General features: G+C 38.4%; 15 protein-coding genes and 1 other annotated feature. Of the genes, 6 read left to right on the top strand and 9 right to left on the bottom strand.

Going from position 1 to position 20,245, the window contains the following annotated elements; translation table 11 throughout:
- Nucleotides 1-10 precede the first annotated feature (10 nt).
- Genes BFJ97_RS07560 through BFJ97_RS07550 form a run of 3 tightly spaced genes read right to left on the bottom strand, consistent with a single transcriptional unit; the run spans nt 11 to nt 2,475 of the window.
- Entirely contained in the window at nt 11-1,171 is a 1,161-nt protein-coding gene (locus BFJ97_RS07560) for an acetoin utilization protein AcuC (protein ID WP_068984014.1), read from the bottom strand.
- The gene (locus BFJ97_RS07555; protein ID WP_068984013.1) at nt 1,168-1,818 is read right to left on the bottom strand and encodes an acetoin utilization AcuB family protein; all 651 of its coding nucleotides are present in this window, start codon (nt 1,816-1,818) and stop codon (nt 1,168-1,170) included. Before BFJ97_RS07555 ends, BFJ97_RS07560 begins: the two co-directional genes overlap by 4 nt.
- 24 nt (nt 1,819-1,842) lie before the next feature.
- Nucleotides 1,843-2,475 (bottom strand): GNAT family N-acetyltransferase, encoded by a 633-nt coding sequence (locus BFJ97_RS07550; protein ID WP_068984012.1) that lies wholly within the window; start codon nt 2,473-2,475, stop codon nt 1,843-1,845.
- 350 nt (nt 2,476-2,825) lie between these two features.
- Between BFJ97_RS07550 and acsA the strand changes: the two genes are divergently transcribed.
- From acsA to BFJ97_RS07525, 5 genes are all read left to right on the top strand, one after another.
- Entirely contained in the window at nt 2,826-4,553 is a 1,728-nt protein-coding gene (gene acsA / locus BFJ97_RS07545) for an acetate--CoA ligase (protein ID WP_439097996.1), read from the top strand.
- A 913-nt stretch (nt 4,554-5,466) separates the two neighbouring features.
- The gene (gene argC / locus BFJ97_RS07540; protein WP_068984011.1) at nt 5,467-6,501 is read left to right on the top strand and encodes an N-acetyl-gamma-glutamyl-phosphate reductase; all 1,035 of its coding nucleotides are present in this window, start codon (nt 5,467-5,469) and stop codon (nt 6,499-6,501) included.
- A 57-nt stretch (nt 6,502-6,558) separates the two neighbouring features.
- Nucleotides 6,559-7,791: a bifunctional glutamate N-acetyltransferase/amino-acid acetyltransferase ArgJ gene (argJ, locus tag BFJ97_RS07535; RefSeq protein WP_068984010.1), complete on the top strand. Its 1,233-nt coding sequence runs from the start codon at nt 6,559-6,561 to the stop codon at nt 7,789-7,791.
- Nucleotides 7,754-8,545 (top strand): acetylglutamate kinase, encoded by a 792-nt coding sequence (gene argB / locus BFJ97_RS07530; RefSeq protein ID WP_068984009.1) that lies wholly within the window; start codon nt 7,754-7,756, stop codon nt 8,543-8,545. The genes argJ and argB overlap by 38 nt, the downstream gene beginning before the upstream one ends.
- 102 nt (nt 8,546-8,647) lie before the next feature.
- Nucleotides 8,648-9,781: an acetylornithine transaminase gene (locus BFJ97_RS07525; RefSeq protein ID WP_068984008.1), complete on the top strand. Its 1,134-nt coding sequence runs from the start codon at nt 8,648-8,650 to the stop codon at nt 9,779-9,781.
- 186 nt (nt 9,782-9,967) lie between these two features.
- Here BFJ97_RS07525 and BFJ97_RS07520 read toward each other — a convergent pair whose 3' ends face one another.
- Together BFJ97_RS07520 and BFJ97_RS07515 are read right to left on the bottom strand one after the other, a co-directional pair.
- Entirely contained in the window at nt 9,968-10,849 is an 882-nt protein-coding gene (locus BFJ97_RS07520; protein WP_068984007.1) for an NAD-dependent epimerase/dehydratase family protein, read from the bottom strand.
- 96 nt (nt 10,850-10,945) lie between these two features.
- Nucleotides 10,946-14,050, bottom strand: a complete 3,105-nt coding sequence (locus BFJ97_RS07515) for a transglycosylase domain-containing protein (RefSeq protein WP_068984006.1) — start codon at nt 14,048-14,050, stop codon at nt 10,946-10,948.
- A 104-nt stretch (nt 14,051-14,154) separates the two neighbouring features.
- Nucleotides 14,155-14,358, top strand: a binding site (T-box leader).
- A gap of 83 nt (nt 14,359-14,441) precedes the next feature.
- Here BFJ97_RS07515 and tyrS point away from each other — a divergent pair.
- Nucleotides 14,442-15,710: a tyrosine--tRNA ligase gene (gene tyrS / locus BFJ97_RS07510; protein ID WP_068984005.1), complete on the top strand. Its 1,269-nt coding sequence runs from the start codon at nt 14,442-14,444 to the stop codon at nt 15,708-15,710.
- 106 nt (nt 15,711-15,816) lie between these two features.
- Here tyrS and BFJ97_RS07505 read toward each other — a convergent pair whose 3' ends face one another.
- From BFJ97_RS07505 to BFJ97_RS07490, 4 genes are all read right to left on the bottom strand, one after another.
- Nucleotides 15,817-16,626 carry a cobalamin-binding protein gene (locus tag BFJ97_RS07505; protein WP_068984004.1) on the bottom strand — a complete coding sequence of 270 codons (810 nt, stop codon included), beginning with the start codon at nt 16,624-16,626 and terminating at the stop codon, nt 15,817-15,819.
- Nucleotides 16,627-16,759: 133 nt separating this feature from the next.
- Nucleotides 16,760-17,965 (bottom strand): iron-containing alcohol dehydrogenase, encoded by a 1,206-nt coding sequence (locus BFJ97_RS07500; protein ID WP_068984003.1) that lies wholly within the window; start codon nt 17,963-17,965, stop codon nt 16,760-16,762.
- A gap of 394 nt (nt 17,966-18,359) precedes the next feature.
- Nucleotides 18,360-18,722, bottom strand: coding sequence for a hypothetical protein (locus tag BFJ97_RS07495; protein WP_068984002.1), 363 nt, complete (start codon nt 18,720-18,722; stop codon nt 18,360-18,362).
- A gap of 564 nt (nt 18,723-19,286) precedes the next feature.
- A complete protein-coding gene (locus BFJ97_RS07490; protein ID WP_068984001.1) occupies nt 19,287-19,466 on the bottom strand; it encodes a hypothetical protein in 180 nt (59 codons plus the stop codon).
- Nucleotides 19,467-20,245: the final 779 nt, after the last annotated feature.

The following is a 20,245-nucleotide window of genomic DNA, read 5'->3' as shown; positions in this document are numbered from 1 at the left end:
AGGCGTAATATTAAGCGCGCTTTTCATTGCGAATAATATGTAGCGCTTTGGCCAGCATTTGCGCATTTTTTTCTTCAATCTCGGCTTTTCGAGGGATTGGCTCATACAAGGGATTTGGATCCTCCCAAGTTGGAATAAAGGGCACTGGTGCTTCAGGCTGCCAACGATTTAACCATGCTTGAGGGAGAGGTCCTGTCGGTAATGGCTGATCGGTCATTTCAAGCCATAGCATAGACCACGCACGAGGCACCACACGCCAAATATCATAGCCTCCACCACCGACAGCAATCCATTTACCATCGCAATATTCATGTGCTAATTTATGCGCAAGCTTTGGAATTTCTCTATAAATATTCATTGTTCCATATAAATGAGTTAATGGATCGAAAAAATGTGCATCTGCGCCGTTTTGTGTTAGTACAACATCTGGCTTGAAATATTCAAAGACTTCTCGCATAGCCTTTTCATATATTTCTAGGAAACTCTCATCTTCTGTAAAAGCATCAATTGGAAAATTAAAAGACGTGCCATAGCCCTGCCCATTTCCACGTTCCGTAATATTACCCGTTCCGGGGAAAAGATAGCGGCCTGTTTCATGAATAGATAATGTACAAACATCCGGGTCTTCATAAAAGCTCCATTGTACACCATCTCCATGATGGGCATCCGTATCCACGTAAAGTACACGAGCGTTGTATTTTTCCTGCAAATAGCGAATAGCTACTGTACTATCGTTGTAAATACAAAAACCTGATGCACGACCACGGAAGCCATGATGTAGCCCTCCGCCTAGATTGAGGGCGTGCTCGGCTTTGCCTTGCATAACATAATCGACAGCTGTTAGCGTTCCGCCAACAAGCTGTGCACTTGCTTCGTGCATGTTTTCGAAAATGGGTGTATCTTCGGTACCTATGCCGTAGCTTTCGCATTGTGCCTCTGAAAGCTCACCGTGCCCTGCTCTTTTAACGATATCTATATATTTTGGATCATGTGCTAGCAAAAGCTCTTTCTCCGTAGCGACACGAGCTGGAACAATATCTAAATCATGAAGAGCGTCTATATTTTTTAACAAATCCATTGTAAGCGTCAAGCGTTTATGATTGAAAGGATGGGTATCTGAAAATTTATATCCGAGTTGCTCTGGCGAGTATACAAATACTGCTTTTTTCATTGTAACGAAACACCTGGTAAGTTAGGCCATAATACATCAAAGCCTTTTTTACGAAGATCTTCAATCATGGCGAGCGGATTCAGTGTTTTTACTCGGATGCTTAGAATTTTATTTTGGGCATTTTCAGAATCAGGATAAACTAGGACGCTTTGGACATTTACATGATGTTCGTGAAAAATCTTTGTAATCTCAAATAATATTCCTGGCGTATCGGATACGCGAATTTCAATTTTTGAGCCAGGGTCAGTGGCGCCAGTTAACTCTATATATGTATAGAGTAAATCTGTGGTAGTCACAATTCCAACTAATTTTCCTCCAGTGACAATGGGTAAGCAGCCTATTTTGGATTCATAAAAAGTAAGAGCCACTTCTTCTACAAAATCAAGTGGATGGCCGACGAGTGGATTTTTAACCATAATTTCTTCCACTTTTGCATTAAAAACTGGAGAATTTGGTTCATCCCGTAATGAGGAAGGTAACGCCTCTTTAATATCTCGTTCAGTAATAACCCCAAGAACGTGATGCTCCTCGTCTACGACTGGCACATGACGTACTTTTTTCTCGCGCATTAACTTAAGCGCTTCAAATACTGTATTTGTCGGAGCCAGCGTGAAGGGCTCATCATTCATAATTTCTTCTACGATCATATACTCAATCCCCTTTGTGTTGGTTTAATACATGAAGCGATTTCTAAAACGAAGTCTATCGAATCTTTCCATTGTTTCAGGAGGCACACGTTTTCCTTCGCGAGCCATCAGGCAGTTAGCTGGATGTGATGTAATTTCAGGATCATCTGTAGCGAAATATTCGAAGTCAGCAGAGCTCATCATTTTCTCCATCATTTTGCGATAATCCCAAACGTTTAAACCAGTCCCTTTTAAGTCCCAATGCCAATAATATTCGGTAGTGATAACAAGATAGTCTTCCATTTCATCTCCCGTAAAAGACACAGCTAGTAGTGCTTTACCAGCACCTGTTCCACGATATTCTGGAATGACTTCAATGGCACCTAGCTCAATCATGTTATCAATTCGGTCTTCCGCCCATCGTTCTAATGGATCAGGGTATAGATAGGTGACGTAGCCTACAATGATATTTTCATTTCGGATAATAATAATTCTTCCTTCAGGAAGTCCTGCAATTTCTATAATGGCTTGTTGTTGTTGTTTTGGAGGTCTAAAAGCAACCAAACCTTCGTGGAATGAATATGTAGCTAATTTTTCTGGAGGAACAGGTCCTTCCACATACACAGTACCATGCTTTGTTTCCTTTGTGACAGAAAAAAAAGTTTTTTTATGTTCCATAATTACACCACCTGAGTTTAATGATTCCATTATAGCTGATTTCTTGCGGAAAAACGCTTATTTTTGCAAAATACACCTGTGTTTTTGGAAAAATAAAAATATTGAGACATTATTAGTAAATTCGTGTAAAATATATTTATATTGCATCTGTTATTTAACAGATGAATGTAGGGTGAATAATAAATGATTAATTTTACACTGCATAAACTGTTATATAACAATCGCTACATAACGTAGTTGTCTTTGGAGAAGGTAGCGAATTTTGAAGGGGAAAAATAGTGAGGTTTAGATTACGATTTGAAATTTGCTTCCTAATGTTCTAAAGCGATAGCAAAGAAAGGGGTAGTTTCATGGGGATGAAAATGATGGAGAAGTTGAATGCTTTAATAGGGCAATACAATTTGCCCGATTATGAGGAAGCAGCAGCGGTACATGATTGGGCAGAGACAGAAAAGGGATTTAGTTGGTATGAAACAGGTCTTGTGAATATGGCGTATGAGGCAATTGATCGTCATACAGAAACGCATCGAAAAAACAAAGTGGCTCTTTATTTTAATGATGGTAAGCGTAAAGAGGCTTATTCTTTCAATGAAATGAAAAGGCTGACAAATAAAGCGGCAAATGTTTTTAAGGCAGCGACAAATTTAGAAAAAGGGGATCGTTTATTTATTTTCATGCCACGGTCACCCGAGCTTTATTTTACACTATTAGGTGCATTGAAAATGGGCGTTATTGTAGGTCCGTTATTTGAGGCGTTTATGGAAGGTGCTGTTTATGACAGGCTGGTAGATAGTGAAGCGAAAGTACTGGTGACGACACCAGAGTTGCTTGAACGAGTACCTTTAGCAAAGCTACCGCATTTGCAGCACGTCTTTTTAGTTGGATCGAATATAGAGGAGACATCACAAATTTTAGATTTCAATAAACGCCTGAAAGAGGCATCTTCTCAATTTGATATTGAATGGTTGGAGCGAGAGGATGGTATGATTCTTCATTATACTTCTGGATCAACTGGAGCACCAAAGGGCGTTTTGCATGTCCATAACGCAATGCTTCAACAATATCAATCCACACAATGGGTACTAGATTTGCGTGAAGATGATATTTACTGGTGTACGGCTGATCCAGGATGGGTAACAGGCACAGCATATGGCATTTTCGGTCCGTGGTTAAATGGTGTCACAATGCTAGTTGTTGGGGGAAGATTCTCACCACAAGCTTGGTATCAAGCAATTGAAGATTATAGTGTAACAGTTTGGTATAGTGCACCAACAGCCTTCAGAATGTTAATGGGCGCTGGTAGTGGCATGCTTGAGAATTATGATTTATCTTCTTTACGCCACATTTTATCTGTTGGTGAGCCGTTAAATCCAGAAGTAATTCGTTGGGGGATTGATGAACTAGGTCACCGTATTCATGATACATGGTGGATGACGGAAACGGGTGCACATATGATTTGTAACTATCCTTCTATGGATATTAAGCCAGGATCTATGGGGAAACCATTACCTGGTATCCATGCGACGATTGTTGATGATGCTGGTAATGAAGTACCGCCTTTTACAATGGGCAATCTTGCTGTTCGCCGTGGTTGGCCGGCAATGATGCGTCAAATTTGGGGGAATCCAGAGCGCTATGAATCCTATTTCTTAAAAGGAGAATGGTATGTATCTGGGGACTCAGCTTATATGGATGATGAAGGTTACTTCTGGTTCCAGGGACGTGTAGATGATGTTATTATGACGGCCGGTGAGCGGGTAGGGCCTTTCGAGGTGGAAAGTAAACTACTAGAGCATCCTGATATAGTCGAAGCAGGGGTTATTGGGAAGCCAGACCCTGTACGAGGTGAAATTATTAAAGCTTTTGTATCATTACGTGAGGGTATTGAACCTTCTGATGTATTAATTGAGGATATTCGTAATTTTGTCAAGAAGGGCTTGTCTGCACACGCTGCACCACGCGAAATCGAATTTAAGGATAAGCTACCAAAAACACGCAGTGGAAAGATTATGCGTCGTGTGTTAAAGGCGTGGGAGTTAAATTTACCAACTGGCGATTTATCTACGTTGGAAGACTGATTTGTAGCATAAGAAGCAGGAATTTATTCGGTCGACGAAAAATTCCTGCTTTCTCGTTTTGCTGCCAGTTATAGGCGGGTTAGGATTAGCCTTCTACAAGCGCCGTATATAATATTTGTTTACCATCAATTTCTAAATAATTGTGTAAATGTGATGATTATATGTAGCGAAAATTTCAGATCCAACTGGCAATTTAAAGGATAAAAATCTTTGAAAAATAGAGTGAATGTAGTCGTTTTTTTTCTGAATTTGTCTTCTTTTATAAAATCACCATTTTCAGAGATTGTTGATTGGCTGCTTTTAAATAAATTAATTGATCAATTTGTAAAATATCTTTTTGAGGATCTTCTTTAAGAATAGTTTTTGATGTTGGATTACCTGGTAGAAGAACAACCTGTTAGTACTAATAGAAACAGAAAGAATATACTAATATTTTTTGCATAATAATACATATCCCTTCAGATAGAAAGAACGTCCCCTTACTCTAAGTTTTTAGAGAAATTGGTTACCTCTCTTTTATACCTTCTAGAAAAAATCGCATTGCTATTATTTAATACAATAATATTAAAAAGATAAGTAAATAAAAAATATAACTATTTTATTTACAAAGAGCTTTTCTTCAAAAGTTGGAGATGACATTTGTTAAATTGTATGCCATGTGTTTTAGTTGATTGGAGTGGAGACTGGGCGACTCCTTGGGGATCAGCGTCACAGATGAGACCCTGGAGCGAGCAACGCGAGTGAAGCGGCTCATCGGACGCCCCAGGAAAGCGCCCAGTCGGAACGGAAATCAACCTCACGTTTGGTGATAATCAGCGAATATTTAGAAAAGTTTAAATGTAAATAAAAATTCAATTGACTTAATAAATATACAGACGTATACTAATTTTAACTTATTTCAGAGGTGAGTGTATTGAAAATAGGAATTGTAGGTGCAACCGGATATGGTGGATTAGAACTTATTCGATTTTTACATAATCATAAAGCGGTGGAGCGGATCGATTTATTCACATCTTCAGAAGAAGGTGTAATTTTTTCTTCTAAGTTTGGTCATCTCGTTCATATTGCTGATACACCATTACAAAAAATTGATTATGGGGCTTTGGAGAAATTTGATGTTGTTTTTACAAGCACGCCTTCTGGGGTGACAAGTGAGCTATTACCTCCGTTGGTAGGGAAAGGTCCTAAGTTAATAGACTTGTCTGGGGACTTCCGTTTAAAAGATCCAGCAAGCTATGAAGAGTGGTACGGTAAAAAGGCGGCACCACTCGATATTCTTAGGAAAAGTGTTTATGGCTTAACTGAATGGAATGCAGAGCAGGTTCAACATGCATCTCTTATCGCAAATCCTGGCTGCTATCCAACAGCCGTTTTGCTGTCGTTGTTGCCATTGCTAAAAGAGCGATTGATTGATCCGAGCTTTTTAGTGATTGATGCGAAAAGTGGGATTTCAGGGGCTGGAAATAAGCCTTCGCAAACGACACATTTTAGTGAGGTGAATGAAAGCTTCTCCATCTACAAAACCAATACGCATCAGCATATACCAGAAATTGAACAGTCCATTGCTATGTTTGCCGGTGTCGATGCAACTATTTCTTTTAATACTCATTTAGTGCCAATGACACGAGGGATTTTATCGACCTCGTATGCGCCAGTTATGCCTGGTGTTACAGAGAAGCAGTTAGTAGCTTGTTTGCAGAATACTTATGAAAAGCATCCGTTCGTGCGAATTGTAACAGATATAAATAGTCTAGGAACAAACCGTGTTAAAGGTTCGAACTATTGTGATATTTTGGTGAAGGTAGATAGCCGTACAAATCGTGCAACAATTATTGGGGTCATCGATAATTTGGTCAAAGGGGCAGCGGGGCAAGCGATTCAAAATATGAATGTTCAATTTGATTTACCTCAAACGACAGGACTGGATGTCGTTCCATTCTTTATTTAATAGCATACAGGAAACTGTATGCTTCTCTTATTCTTAAAACTAAGGAGGAATTATTTTATGACATTAATAGCATCAACTAGTATTATGAAAAAATTGTCAAGTAAAAATATTGTTTCACCAAAGGGTTTTAAAGCTGCGGGTTTACATTGTGGATTAAAGCATAAGAAAAAAGATTTAGCTGTGTTAGTCAGTGAAGTACCAGCAAGTGTTGCAGGTGTATTTACAACGAACGCAGTTCAGGCAGCGCCATTAAAAGTAACGAAAGAGGTTGTGTACGCGACGAAGAAAATGCAGGCGATGATTGTTAATTCCGGAAATGCTAATGCGTGTACAGGGAAGCAGGGTGTAAAGGATGCACTAACAATGCAGTCCCTACTGGCAGAAAAGCTTGGCATAGAGGCGAATCTAGTAGGGGTTTGCTCAACAGGTGTCATCGGTGAAATTATGAATATGGAGCCAGTGGCAAATGGGATTATTCAGTTAGAGCCTATGGATAATTTAGAAAGTGCTATTGATTTTGCACAAGCAATCATGACAACAGATACTGTTATGAAAAACACAAGTTATAGTACGACAATTGACGGTAAAGAGGTAATTATTGCTGGGGTTGCTAAAGGTTCAGGTATGATTGAACCGAATATGGCAACGATGCTTGGCTTTATTACGACGGATGCAAATATCGAATCAGATGTTTTACAGTATGCATTATCTGACATTACAAATCTCACTTTTAATGCAATCACAGTGGATGGAGATACATCTACAAATGACACAGTAGTTGTAATGGCAAACGGCTTAGCAGGAAATGAAGCTTTAACGCCTAACCATCCAGATTGGCAAAACTTTTACTATACTCTAAAAACAGTAGCGCAAGATTTAGCAAAAATGATTGCCAAAGATGGTGAAGGGGCAACGAAGCTGATTGAGGTTGAAGTAGAAGGGGCCATTTCGGATGAAGAAGCACGTAAAATTGCAAAAACGGTAGTAGGTTCTCCACTTGTGAAAACGGCAGTATTTGGCTGTGATGCAAACTGGGGACGTATTATTGCTGCTGTAGGCTACAGTGGTGCAACAGTTAATCCAGATAACATTACAATCCAAATTGGTGGCGCAACAATGGTCGAAAATGGTGAGCCCATTTCATTCTCAGAAGATGAGTTAATTCAAATTTTAAAAATGAATGAAGTAAAAATCTATGTGTCACTTGGTATGGGTGAGGGCAAGGGGCATGCTTGGGGATGTGATCTTACTTATGACTACGTTCAAATCAATGCATCATACCGCTCGTAAACGAATGGTCATTAAGCTTGGTGGTAGTACGTTAGAAGGCTTAAACGAGTCGTTTTTTAAGAATTTTAAAAAACTACAAGAGAGTGGTGTAGAGCTTATTATTACCCATGGTGGTGGCCCAGCCATTAACCGTGAACTTGCGGCGCGCGGGGTAGAATCACACGCTTTAAATGGTATTCGTGTAACGAACGAAGCTGCAGTTGCTATTGTACAGTCAACGTTAATAGGAAAGGTCAATCCAGCTCTTGTTCATGAATTAACAACTGCTGGAATTGCTGCAATTGGTTTAAACGGCTTTGATGGTCAGTTACTTGTAGCGGATTATTTAGACAAAGATGTATACGGTTTTGTTGGTGAAGTAAAAGCTGTTAATACATCTTTATTAGAAGCATTAATTAGTGCGGGTATTGTACCAGTAATTGCTTGCGTTGGAGCAGATGAACATGGTCAGGCGTTAAACATTAATGGAGATACCGTTGCAAGTGAAATAGCACTAGCTATAGATGCGGATAGTCTATTACTTGTAACGGATGTAAGTGGGATTCGAATTAATGATGAGTATCAATCGGAAGCGACGTCTTCCTTAATCGATCAATGGATTGAGGAAGGTTATATTTATGGTGGGATGATACCTAAAGTACAAGGAGCTCTTGAATGCTTAAGTGCAGGTATTCCATCGGTGCAAATTGTTGGAGATTCCTTAGAAGGTACGACGATTTTAGCCTCAACCAGTAAAAGTCATTCTTTATTATAGTGAAGATTGAGCGTTCTAATGATTTGCTGGAAGCAGTATAGATATTTAGAGAAGATATTTGAAGATTTTTGCCTATGCAAAATATTAGTAGGGGTTGATAAAATGAGTGCTTTATTTGGAAACTATGGAAAACGCCGTGCCCAAATTGTCAAAGGGCAAGGAACTGTAGTAGAAGATGCTGCTGGGAAAAAATATTTAGATTTTACAAGTGGAATCGCTGTAGTGAGTCTTGGTCATGCCCATCCTGCGATTGTGAAGGCTATTCATGATCAAAGTGAAAAGCTTTGGCATATTTCTAATTTATTTGATATACCGGGTCAGGAGAAAGTTGCGCAAAAATTAGTAGCAAACACACATTTTTCTTATGCATTTTTCTGTAATAGTGGTGCAGAAGCAAATGAAGCGGCTATCAAGCTTGCTCGTAAGCATACAGGGAAAAATCATCTGATTACATTTGAAAAATCTTTTCATGGGCGAACTTTTGGAGCGATGTCTGCAACAGGTCAGGGCAAGGTACATAATGGCTTCGGACCACTTGTTGAAAAATTTACGATTCTTCCTTTTAATGATGTGGAAGCACTTGAAGCAACGATTGATGATTCTGTCGCGGCCATTATGTTGGAAATGATTCAAGGTGAGGGCGGTGTTAACAGCGTATCACCAGAATTCGCGGCAGCCATAGCGAAAGCCTGTGATGACAAAGGTATTTTACTAATCATCGATGAGGTTCAAACAGGTATTGGACGAACAGGAACAAGATATGCTTATGAGCAAACTGTATTGAAACCAAATATTGTAACATTGGCGAAGGGACTAGGTGGTGGTTTCCCTGTCGGCGGAATGCTTGGAACAGCTGAGCTATATGAAACATTTGGTCCTGGTACACATGGGACAACATTTGGTGGTAATCCGTTAGCGATGAGTGTTGCGGAAACCGTGCTTGATCATATCTTTGAACCGGCCTTTTTACAAAATGTACAGGAGCTTTCCACGTATTTTGTTAAGCAGTTGAAAGCGAATTTACCGTCAACGTATACAGTTCAAGGGCAGGGTTTGCTTCTTGGCATTGGCTGTGGTGGCGATACTGAAGTGGTTCCTTTTATAACGGCAGCAGAGGAAAAGGGCTTATTAGTGGTAGGGGCGGGACCAAACGTTATTCGTCTATTACCTCCTTTAACCGTGTCAAAGGAAGAAATCGATGAAGCAATAGCGATTTTAAAAACGATATTGCTATAGTATCTAGACAATTAAATACGATAAAAAATGAATCTGCTAGACTTCCTTTTACAAGAAGTTTAGCAGATTTTTAATAGCTAATCAAAAAAGACTTATCACCATAACCCAGCCTCCACTCCAATCAACTTACATGGTTTACGTTTTAACAAATGCCATCCGCAAACTATTGGGTAACTTAGTAAAATTTTATTTCAGCTCTTTTACTAATGTTTTTACTAGAGCAGGGAGCCAATCGTGAAGGTGACTAAATGTAAAGCCTGCAGCTTCTGCCTTTGCAGTTGACATATACCAATCTGCTGGAATTCCATATGGCGATTGCGACTGTTCATCGCCACCTACAAGTGAAATTTTTGCATGCTTCCCACTAGCTTCTTCAATAAGCCCCATTAAATCTTGTAACGAAATTGCATCCGTTGCTGTAGCGTTATAAGGTCCTTCAATAGGCGTAATGCCAGCAAAATATAAAAATGCAGCGGCCTCTTCATCGGTAATAAAACTCATCTTTGCTTCAATATTTGGGAATGAAATAGGCTGATCCTGTAAAATTCGCTCAACGTGAAAATGTAAACGGCGTGTATAGTCGTTCTCACCCATAACAATTGGGAAACGTACAGCGACGACGGGGAATGTAGCCTCTTTGAAAAGTACTGCCTCCGCTTGTCGTTTACCTTCACCATATGAAAAATCTTCACGCTTTCCCATTCGAATTTCATAATCGTAAGGATTAAAATCTTCTTCTGTTTTGACAATGTTGTTTATGTCATAGGTCGAGAGAGTAGAGGTGAAAACGAGCTTTTTCGTTTTACCATCTAAAATTTTGCTTAGTTGATGTGCCTCATTTGGAGAATAGCAAATATTATCATAGACAATATCCCATGTTGTACCTGATAGTACTTGTGACAACGCATTAGCATCATCTCGATTAACAACTAGTTGCTTCACCTTTGTACCAAAAGGATTTCCACTTTGACCACGTGTTAAAATAGTTACATTATGTCCAATTTCAATACAAAGTTCAACGAGCTTTTTACCAAAAAAGCGAGTGCCTCCTAAAACTAAAATGTTCATATTTTTTCCACCTCTTCAAATTAGTAGTCCTCTTTATAATGACAAAAAAACAAGCTTACTACAATTCAAAATTGATTGTAGCAAGCTTGTTTATCTTTATTGGGTAGGAGGTGGAGTTGTATTTCCGTTGTCTCCTCCGTTAGAGCCGTTTCCGTTATTCCCGGAGCCACTGCCGCTATTCGAGCCGTCTCCGTTGTTCCCGGAGCCGCTGCCATTGTTAGAGCCGTTTCCGTTATTCCCGGAACCACTGCCATTATTCGAGCCGTTTCCGTTATTCCCGGAGCCACTGCCATTATTCGAGTTGTTTCCGTTATTCCCGGAACCACTGCCGGTATTGGAGCCATCCCCATTACTACCATCGGAACCATTGCCATTTTCATTATTGTCCGAATCATTTTCGTTAGTAGGTGGAGTTGTTGGTGGCTTTTCTTGTTCGTCTTTTTCTTCAGGTTTTTTTTCACTTCCGCTGCCACCAGTAGAAACGACATTGGATTGCGGTGAAGTTAAACCTGTAATATCTACAGCGACAACAGCATAGGCTTGACCACTTGCTACCGTCATACTTTGTGATGATTCAAGTACTGATCCGACAAGTGTCCTACCACCGTTTGTTACGTTATAGATCCGGTAACCGACTACATCATTTGAAGAGCCTGACCAAGATAACGTATTGCCATTAATTGAAGCAGATACTGCTCCAGGTGCATGACTGTCAGCTGGGAAATTAACAGCTGATACCGCTGAATTCGATAATGACGAATTTTTTGGTAATAGGCTAGCCGGATTACCGCCAAGTGGGCCTAGCATCCGTTTAATAAATGCCTGATTAATACCTGCACCACCTGCTTTTACAAATTCTCGTGGTGTACTAGGTAGTGCATTATATGTGTTACCCTTAATCGTAACTACACTAGAAGAAGCTAAGCTATCATCTGGCTGCGAAGGTAAAAATACTTTCGCATTAAACAAATCAGAGCGCACGAGACCAGCATTCGCACATGCTGCAGAAGGCGCTAAACCAGAAATACCACAGAATGATGCAGTCACAACGTTTTTAGGTGCCTTAAAGCTAGTATTAGGGTCAATTAATTGCGGATCTACATCATACACAGAATTCATCAATGTTCCCCATAGCTTGTTAATACGCACACTAGGTTGCTGATACGTATTGTTAAATGCATACAGTGATTGATTTTGATCATAACCCATCCATACTCCAAGAGAAACATTCGGGTTATAGCCGACTAACCAAACATCTTTATAGTTTTGTGATGTACCAGTTTTAGCAGCGAAGTCAGAAGAGAATTTTAGTGTATTTTTTGCAACTGTACCCGTTCCTTGTGATAACACATCTCGCATCATATCAGTCATGATATAAGATGTTTCAGGGCTGAATACTTGTACAGGTTCAACTTCGTGTTTATAGATGATATTCCCATCTTGGTCTTCAATTCTATCAATCATATAAGCGTCGATGAATTGTCCACCATTTGCAAAAGTTGAGTAGGCATTGGTGTTCTCTTCAACAGTAATACCTTCTTTTACTCCCCCAATCCCGGCTGCAATGTTTGTGAAGTCATCCGGTTGTAAGGTCGTAATCCCCATCTTTACTAAATAATCGGCAGGACGTTTGTTAAGAATATCATAATATAGACGTAAAGCAGATAAGTTCTGTGAATCAGCTAATGCCTCACGTGCAGGTATAAGTCCTCGTTCATCACTAGCAATATAGTTGCTTGGACTCCAATTACCAATAGAGAATTTTACGTCGACTAACGGGCTACCTGCACCGATTACACCGTATTCTATTGCAGGTGCATATACGAGTAAAGGCTTCATTGTTGAGCCATTTGAGCGTTTTGCCTGTGTAGCATAGTTATAACTTTTTAATTCAAAATCACGACCACCGACGAAGCTTAAAATACGTCCAGTAGTATTTTCGATTAAAACACTACCAACCTGAACAGGCATTTGAACCTCAACTTCTTCACCTGTTACAGGGTCCTTTTCTTTAGCTGTATACGTATGACCGTAATATTTAAAGTTTTCCGCTGCTTTTTGCATCGCATCGTACATATCTTTATCGATTGTCGAATAAATACGATAGCCTTTCGAACGGACATCACGGTCTGCTAAGATCATATATCTATCTTTTAATTTTTGTTCATTCTTTAAGCGTTCTGGATCAATACCATCTTCTTTTGCTAGTTTTTCAGCAATTATTTCTTTCGCGCGATTTTCGAGCTCATATGTTAGCCATGGATAGCTATCCTCAGCATGTATCTCGGGTGAACGGAAGTCGGCAGTGATATCATAAGCGATTGCTTGTTTATACTGCGCTTCGTTAATATAACCTGCGTCTTTCATACGATAAAGAACAGTTTTCATACGATCAATGCCCGGTTGAAGAGCTTCTTCACTTTTAAGATCACCTGTATTTGTAAAAGGTGTGTAAGCAAAAGGTGCTTGAGGAATACCAGCTATGTACGCCGCTTGAGGAAGCGTTAAATCCTTTGCTTTTACGCCGAAAATACCTTCAGCAGCAGTTTCCACTCCTGCGATATTTCGACCTGAAGAGCTACGACCATAAGGAATAATATTTAAATAGGCCTCTAAAATTTCTTCCTTTGTCATAAAATGCTCTAAACGCATCGCAAGTAAAAGTTCTTTTGCTTTACGTTCATAGGATACTTCGTTTGTTAATACTTGGTTTTTAATAAGTTGCTGTGTTAGCGTAGAGCCCCCTGTTTGAGTAGAAGAGTTTGTTACGTCTTGAAGTAGCCCACGAATAACGGCCTTCGGAACTATTCCGTTGTGTTCACGGAAATACTCATCCTCTGTCGCTAATACGGCATTAATTACATCTGGTGAGACATTATTTAATGTTGTTTCACGACGTTCTAAATCGGTACGTAATTTTCCAATATAAATATCGTCGGCAAAATAAATTTCACTGGTTGAATCGTAGTTAAAAATTTGAGTTCGCAATTCTTCTTTGGAGCGCAGAGGCTCTTCTTTAACGAGTGAAGCAAAATAGCCAGCACCAACTGAACCGACAAATACAGTGCCTACCAATGCAAAGATTAAAAATAGTAAAAATAAGTTCCAGATAACACTTCCGGAAATGCGTAATTTCTTCATCCATTTTCGTACTAATAATTCTTCGATCTTTGCATTGATTTTCTCAATCCATTCTTTCAATGTATCGACCTCCTAAAATCTTGTTTATTATAGCACATATTGATTTAGCTCGAACATAGTTATTGACAATGAAAAAAAGAATCGTATAGAATAATGCTTATAGTTTTCTAGTGATGAAGAGCTTGCAGTAGTATCTATATTCCCTGTTTAGAGAGCCAGCGGTTGGTGAAAGCTGGTCATAATGTAGAGACGAATTACGTGCTTGGAGCTTAGACGTGCGCGCCTGCGATAAAGGCGGTTGAATGAAGAGGAAGATGGATGACATCTTCAAGCCGGGTGGTACCGCGTTAGTGATTAACGTCCCTGCATGCAATATTTTGCGTGTAGGGACTTTTTTATTTAGATTGGCTCTACACGTAAAGAAACATTAAACACATTAGGAGGAATAGAAATGACGAACGAATTATTACAAGACTTAGAATGGCGCGGATTGTTATACCAACAAACTGATGCTGAAGGTATGACCAAATTATTAGATGAACAGTCTGTTTCTTTATACTGTGGTGTAGATCCAACTGCAGACTCTATGCATATTGGACATATTGTGCCTCTTTTAACACTACGTCGATTCCAAAAAGCAGGTCATCGTCCGATTTTGCTAGTAGGAGGTGCGACTGGTATGATTGGAGATCCATCTGGTCGCTCAGAAGAACGCCAATTGCAAACAGTTGAGCAAATCGATAAAAACGTTCAAGGTATTCGTAGTCAATTAGAGCGTATTTTTGACTTTGCAGAAGATGGCAATGGTGCGCAGTTAGTTAACAACCGTGACTGGATTGGCGATATCAATACAATTGAGTTTTTACGCGATTACGGGAAATTAATTAATGTGAACTACATGCTAGCAAAGGATACAATTGCATCACGTCTTGACACAGGGATTTCATTCACTGAGTTTGCGTACACTTTAATTCAAGGTATTGATTACAATCATTTATACAACCATTACAACTGTCGCATTCAAGTAGGTGGTTCTGATCAGTGGGGGAATATTACAACTGGTTTAGAAGTTATTCGTAAAACGCATGAGGAAGAGACGAAAGCATTTGGTATAACGATTCCATTAGTAACGAAAGCAGATGGTACAAAATTCGGTAAAACAGCTGGTGGTGCTGTATGGTTAGATGGCAAGAAAACTTCCCCATACGAGTTCTACCAATTCTGGATTAATGCTGCAGATGCTGATGTTGTAAAATACTTAAAAATCTTTACATTCCTTTATCGTGAAGAGATAGAAGCTTTAGCAGTATCTGTGGAAGAGGAACCACATTTACGTAAGGCACAAAAAGCCCTAGCAGAAGAAATGACTCGTTTAATTCATGGTCAAGAAGCATTAGATCAAGCAATTCGTATTACTGCTGCATTATTCTCTGGTGATTTAAAAGCACTTTCTGCTGATGAAATGAAGGATGCGTTTAAAGATGTTCCTTCTTTTGAAATGGCGAAAGAAGATAAAAACATCGTAGATTTACTTGTGGAAGCAGGCATTTCACCTTCAAAACGTCAAGCTCGTGAAGACGTAACGAATGGTGCGATTAGCGTGAACGGTGAAAAGGTCACTGAATTAGAATATGTCATCGACGGCAAGGATCGTTTAGAGGATGCGTTTAGCATTGTACGTCGCGGTAAGAAAAAATACCATATGGTGAAGTTTGTTTAATTCAAACCTATACAACAAAACGAAACATCCCTTCAATATTTGAGGGGATGTTTTATTTTGGGTGTTCTATTAAATAAAGTATGGCTCTTTGGCAAAACGAGGGGTTTTAGCTATCTAAAAAACTAGGAAGCTTTAAGTGCCCATATTCTTTTGGGTGAAGTATTTGGGCAAGTTTCAATGCACCCTCTATTAGGCGAGGTGATGGGCGACAATAAAGCCATTCCTCCATCACGTGAAGCTGTTTCATTTGAACTGCCTGTAGCTCCTGCGCATGTGGACGTTTTAATAAAATTGCAGGTTGAATACGCTCGAAGGCAACTCCTACCCAAGCCATCATAATATAGTCTGGATTGCGCCTTACTACATTTGCCCAATCAGTTTGCACGCTTGCGAGTTCTACATCTTGAAACAGATTTTGCCCACCAGCAATGGTGCTAATTTCAGTTAGCCAATTTATTTTACCTGGTGTAAAAATAGGGTTCGGCCACCATTCCCAATAGAGCGTAGGTTTTTTAGGAATCGTTTGTGCAACAGAGCGAAGACGTTCAATATATTGTAAATATTCCTCAGAAATTTTTCTAGCTCGATCTTCAACTCCACAGGCTTTACCCAATGTATGGAGATCTTGTGCGATTTCCTCTAATGAATTGGCATTAAAAACAATGTGAGGAATATTTCTTGCTTGTAGAGCTTCAATATTTTTTTCCATACCGGGTACACTTAAGGATGCAAGTACAAGATCAGGCTGTAATGCTTCTAATGCGTCCATATTAATGGATAGGTCTGGACCTAGCTGTGGTAAGTTTTTAACTGCTAATGGCCAATCTGAGAAATCATCGACACCAACAAGCTGATCTGTCAAACCTAGATAAGCGACGAGCTCAGTATTACTAGGACAAATTGAGATTAAACGCATATTCATATCTCCAATTCTTTTTAAGAAAAGTATAGCGAGTGTTGGCGTTACATACAATGAGCGAACGCATTTTCGACTCAACAAAAACGACATGCCTGTAAAAGACATGCCGTTCTATTTGTTTTATTGTTTATTAAGAAAGTGCGACAGCTTCAAGTGACTCTTCTTTCTTCGCTACAGGGCCCATCGCGTTCGTAATAATTTGTTTAATGTCTTCTAAAGTTGCTTTACGTGGGTTTGTTGCAGCACATACATCTAACATTGCGTTTTTCGCTAAGATTTCAATATCCTCATCCTTCGCACCTAATTCGCGGAAGCCACATGGAATGTTTAAATCTTTAGAGAGATTTTCAATTGTTGCAATTGCTTTTTCAGCAGCATCACGTTTACTTAATCCTTCAACGTTTTCGCCTAATAATTCAGCAATTCTTGCAAAACGCTCTGTGCGTGCTGTTAAGTTGAAGCGGCAAACATGTGGCAATAAAATAGCATTACATACGCCGTGTGGTAGGTTATAGAAGCCACCTAATTGATGAGCAATCGCATGTACATAGCCAAGTGATGCATTATTAAATGCCATACCTGCTAAAAATTGTGCGTATACCATTTGCTCACGTGCTTCTAAATCTGCACCGTTTGCATAGGCACGTGGTAAATATTCAGGAACTAACTGAAGTACCTTTTCAGCACATGCATCAGTAATTGGTGTTGCGTTTGTCGATACAAACGATTCGATCGCATGTGTTAATGCATCTAAACCAGTTGCCGCAGTTAGGGCAGGAGGTAAGCCAACCATTAACTCTGGGTCATTAATCGACAGAAGTGGTGTAACATGTTTGTCAACGATGGCCATCTTCACTTTGCGTTCTGTATCCGTGATAATTGTGAAGCGAGTCATTTCACTTGCAGTACCAGCAGTTGTGTTGATAGCGATTAATGGCACCAATGGGTTTTGAGATTTGTCAACGCCTTCGTAATCATGAATGCGTCCACCATTCGAAGCAATAAGTCCAATACCTTTCGCTGCATCGTGTGCGCTACCTCCTCCAAGAGATATGATTGAATCACAGTTTTCGGCATGATATACTGCAACTCCATCTTCAATGTTCTGATCTGTTGGATTTGGTTCTGCTTTCGGGAAAATCGCTACATCAATTCCAGCAGCTGTAATGATGTTAGCAATTTGTTCAGAGAGACCTAATTTGTGTAAGCCCTCATCTGTTACGATTAATGTCTTTTTCACTTCTAAATCATTTAAGCGTGTACCAACTTCTTGAATTGCTCCAGGTCCAAATAAGTTTGTTTTTGGCATTACAAATTGCTTTAGAACGTCTGACATATTTCCAACCCCTTTAACAAAATTGTTATTGCTTGAATGATGGCGAACCACCTTCCGAAATTCATGTTATTCTAATCCGTGTAAAAGTTCAACTCGTATTTTTATTAAAATTGTTAATTTTATTCATGTTATTATTTTACAAAAAAGTTAGCTGTTTTTTCAGGTTGTAGAAAGATTGAATTGTCTATGGTTGTTTAAATGAAAGCGTTTTTAAATTGTTTTCTTATAAAAGTAAAATATATTTTTTGGAAGTCGGTTCTATTTTAAAGGTGGGATGAATAGTAAAAAACTGATATATTGTTTCTATTATAAAAGTAGTGATTAAGTTGTTTATAAATTGAGAGATTACTATTGTAAAGTACAAAAAAACGTCATAAATTATTAGAATATTTAATTAATTTACCTTTCTTTTTAAAATGTTTAAGGAGATCCATAATGCGAGAAGTAAATAAAGAATGACTGTATACCCAATTAATGCGCACATATAGAAAGTTGCTTCTGAATCTGTATTGATAGGGGGATCACCACTGTGAGCATTAAAATGATAGATCTCTTGCTCATAACCGAACCAAATAGCTATTAACAAAAAGGTTAATAAAAGGAGGGCCAGTAAAGCTTTTTTATGAAAAGTGATATGAAGTAAGCTTTCTTTAAAAATGGATTGAAAATTGCTTTGCTGCTTTTTAAAAGGTACTAAGAAAAAAATCATCATGCCACTATAAATTAAGGCCATCACAGTAAGTTCAGAAAACCCCATAATTCCCTCCTTGTAATTTGAAATATTTTCTATTTAGACTTCCGTAAAGACAGAAGGTTTCTTTTTTATTTTTTTAGCATTTTCAGGGCTCATCACTAAAAGTTGATTGGAGTGGAGACTGGGAGGGAAAAGTATGTATTGTTTCTCCAACGGCAGGTATTATTACTACAATTCTTTACCTAATAGTTGGGCTTGTATTGCGAACTAAACGAAAAAAGCTGAAGAGGGAAATTGTATCAAAATCGAGTACAACAGCTATCGTTTGAAAATTTTAGCGATGAAAAAAATTCTAGGAGCCATTAATCTAATAAGGTTTCTAGGGTTTTTATTATTAAAGAATTCTTGGGTGGGGTAGGTCTCCTTTCTTAGGACAGTTTGGGTACACAAACGTAGTATTGGTTCGGTAAAGAATATAATAGAGTTATTACCTTTGCCAAATTTGAATTTAAGAAGGACAGTGATGGTTTATCTTTAATACATGATTGTAGTGAGTTTAACAACATTGACTAGTATTTAAAATATCAAACACAAATAAGTTGAATATACTGTAAATTATATTCGGATTCATTTCTTTGGATCAAGTTTTAAACTGAGCACCAAACTAAAGATTACTATTATACAAAGAATAATTAAATCAATATTATAAATGGAGAATATTGTATTTCTTGATTTCCCGATATCATAAATTCTAATAATAATACCTAGCAAAGAACAAATTAGTACCAAAATAGCTATTTTTTTCATGTTATCCCTCCTGAAATTAAAATACCGAATTCATGCCATCCAATTAGCTGCATAATAAAAACTTTAACTTTAGGGGGCACTACTATATGAATGAATATACATAAGCTATCTTCGACGAACTTGGTTTAACACCGTTTGCATAAACAGATACCACGTAACAGTGTTGCCCTCTATACATAAGCTGTTCTAAGTTTGTTTGGACTACTTCCAATAGCAGACGTTATGAGTTAACAACTCCAGCCCATAACTGGGAACTTTAGTTGCTTTTTCGTTTTACCCCTTTGTTTTAAAAGAAAAATCTGAAAATGATTGAGAAAATGAAGAACGTCACAAAGCCTAGAGAAAAAATAAGAATGTTTTTTGTCATTTTTTTCATGTTCTTCCCCCTTTCATTTTCGATAATACGCAAAATTCAATAACGGTGAATCTGATTTTCTGATTATTCTAATACGAAAAACTTTTAAAAAACCCCTAACCGTGTAATTGCTACTCGGGTCTTTTTCTACAAAATAGTAATTTACTACTTGAAAGAGCTCCTAATTTAAAATATTAATAAAATTTAAGCATGGTATTTCCTCCTTCCTTTACTTTTTCCTGAGTATGTTAATAACGTATCATTAATTATAAATGGTTCAAAATCAAGTTTTGTTATTAATTGAACGAAAATTGATAAAATTCAGATAAAATAGTGTTTGTATGTTTTATATTCAACTTGAACTTGATTTTTTTCACTGTTTTTTGCCTGTTTGTGAATTAATTACAATAAGATCAACTCAGGA

It is taken from the genome of Lysinibacillus xylanilyticus (assembly GCF_001708185.1).
Classification (GTDB): Bacteria; Bacillota; Bacilli; order Bacillales_A; family Planococcaceae; genus Lysinibacillus; species Lysinibacillus xylanilyticus_A.
The sequence above is the reverse complement of the archived record's forward strand: the minus strand, read 5'-3'. Positions and strand labels throughout refer to the sequence as shown.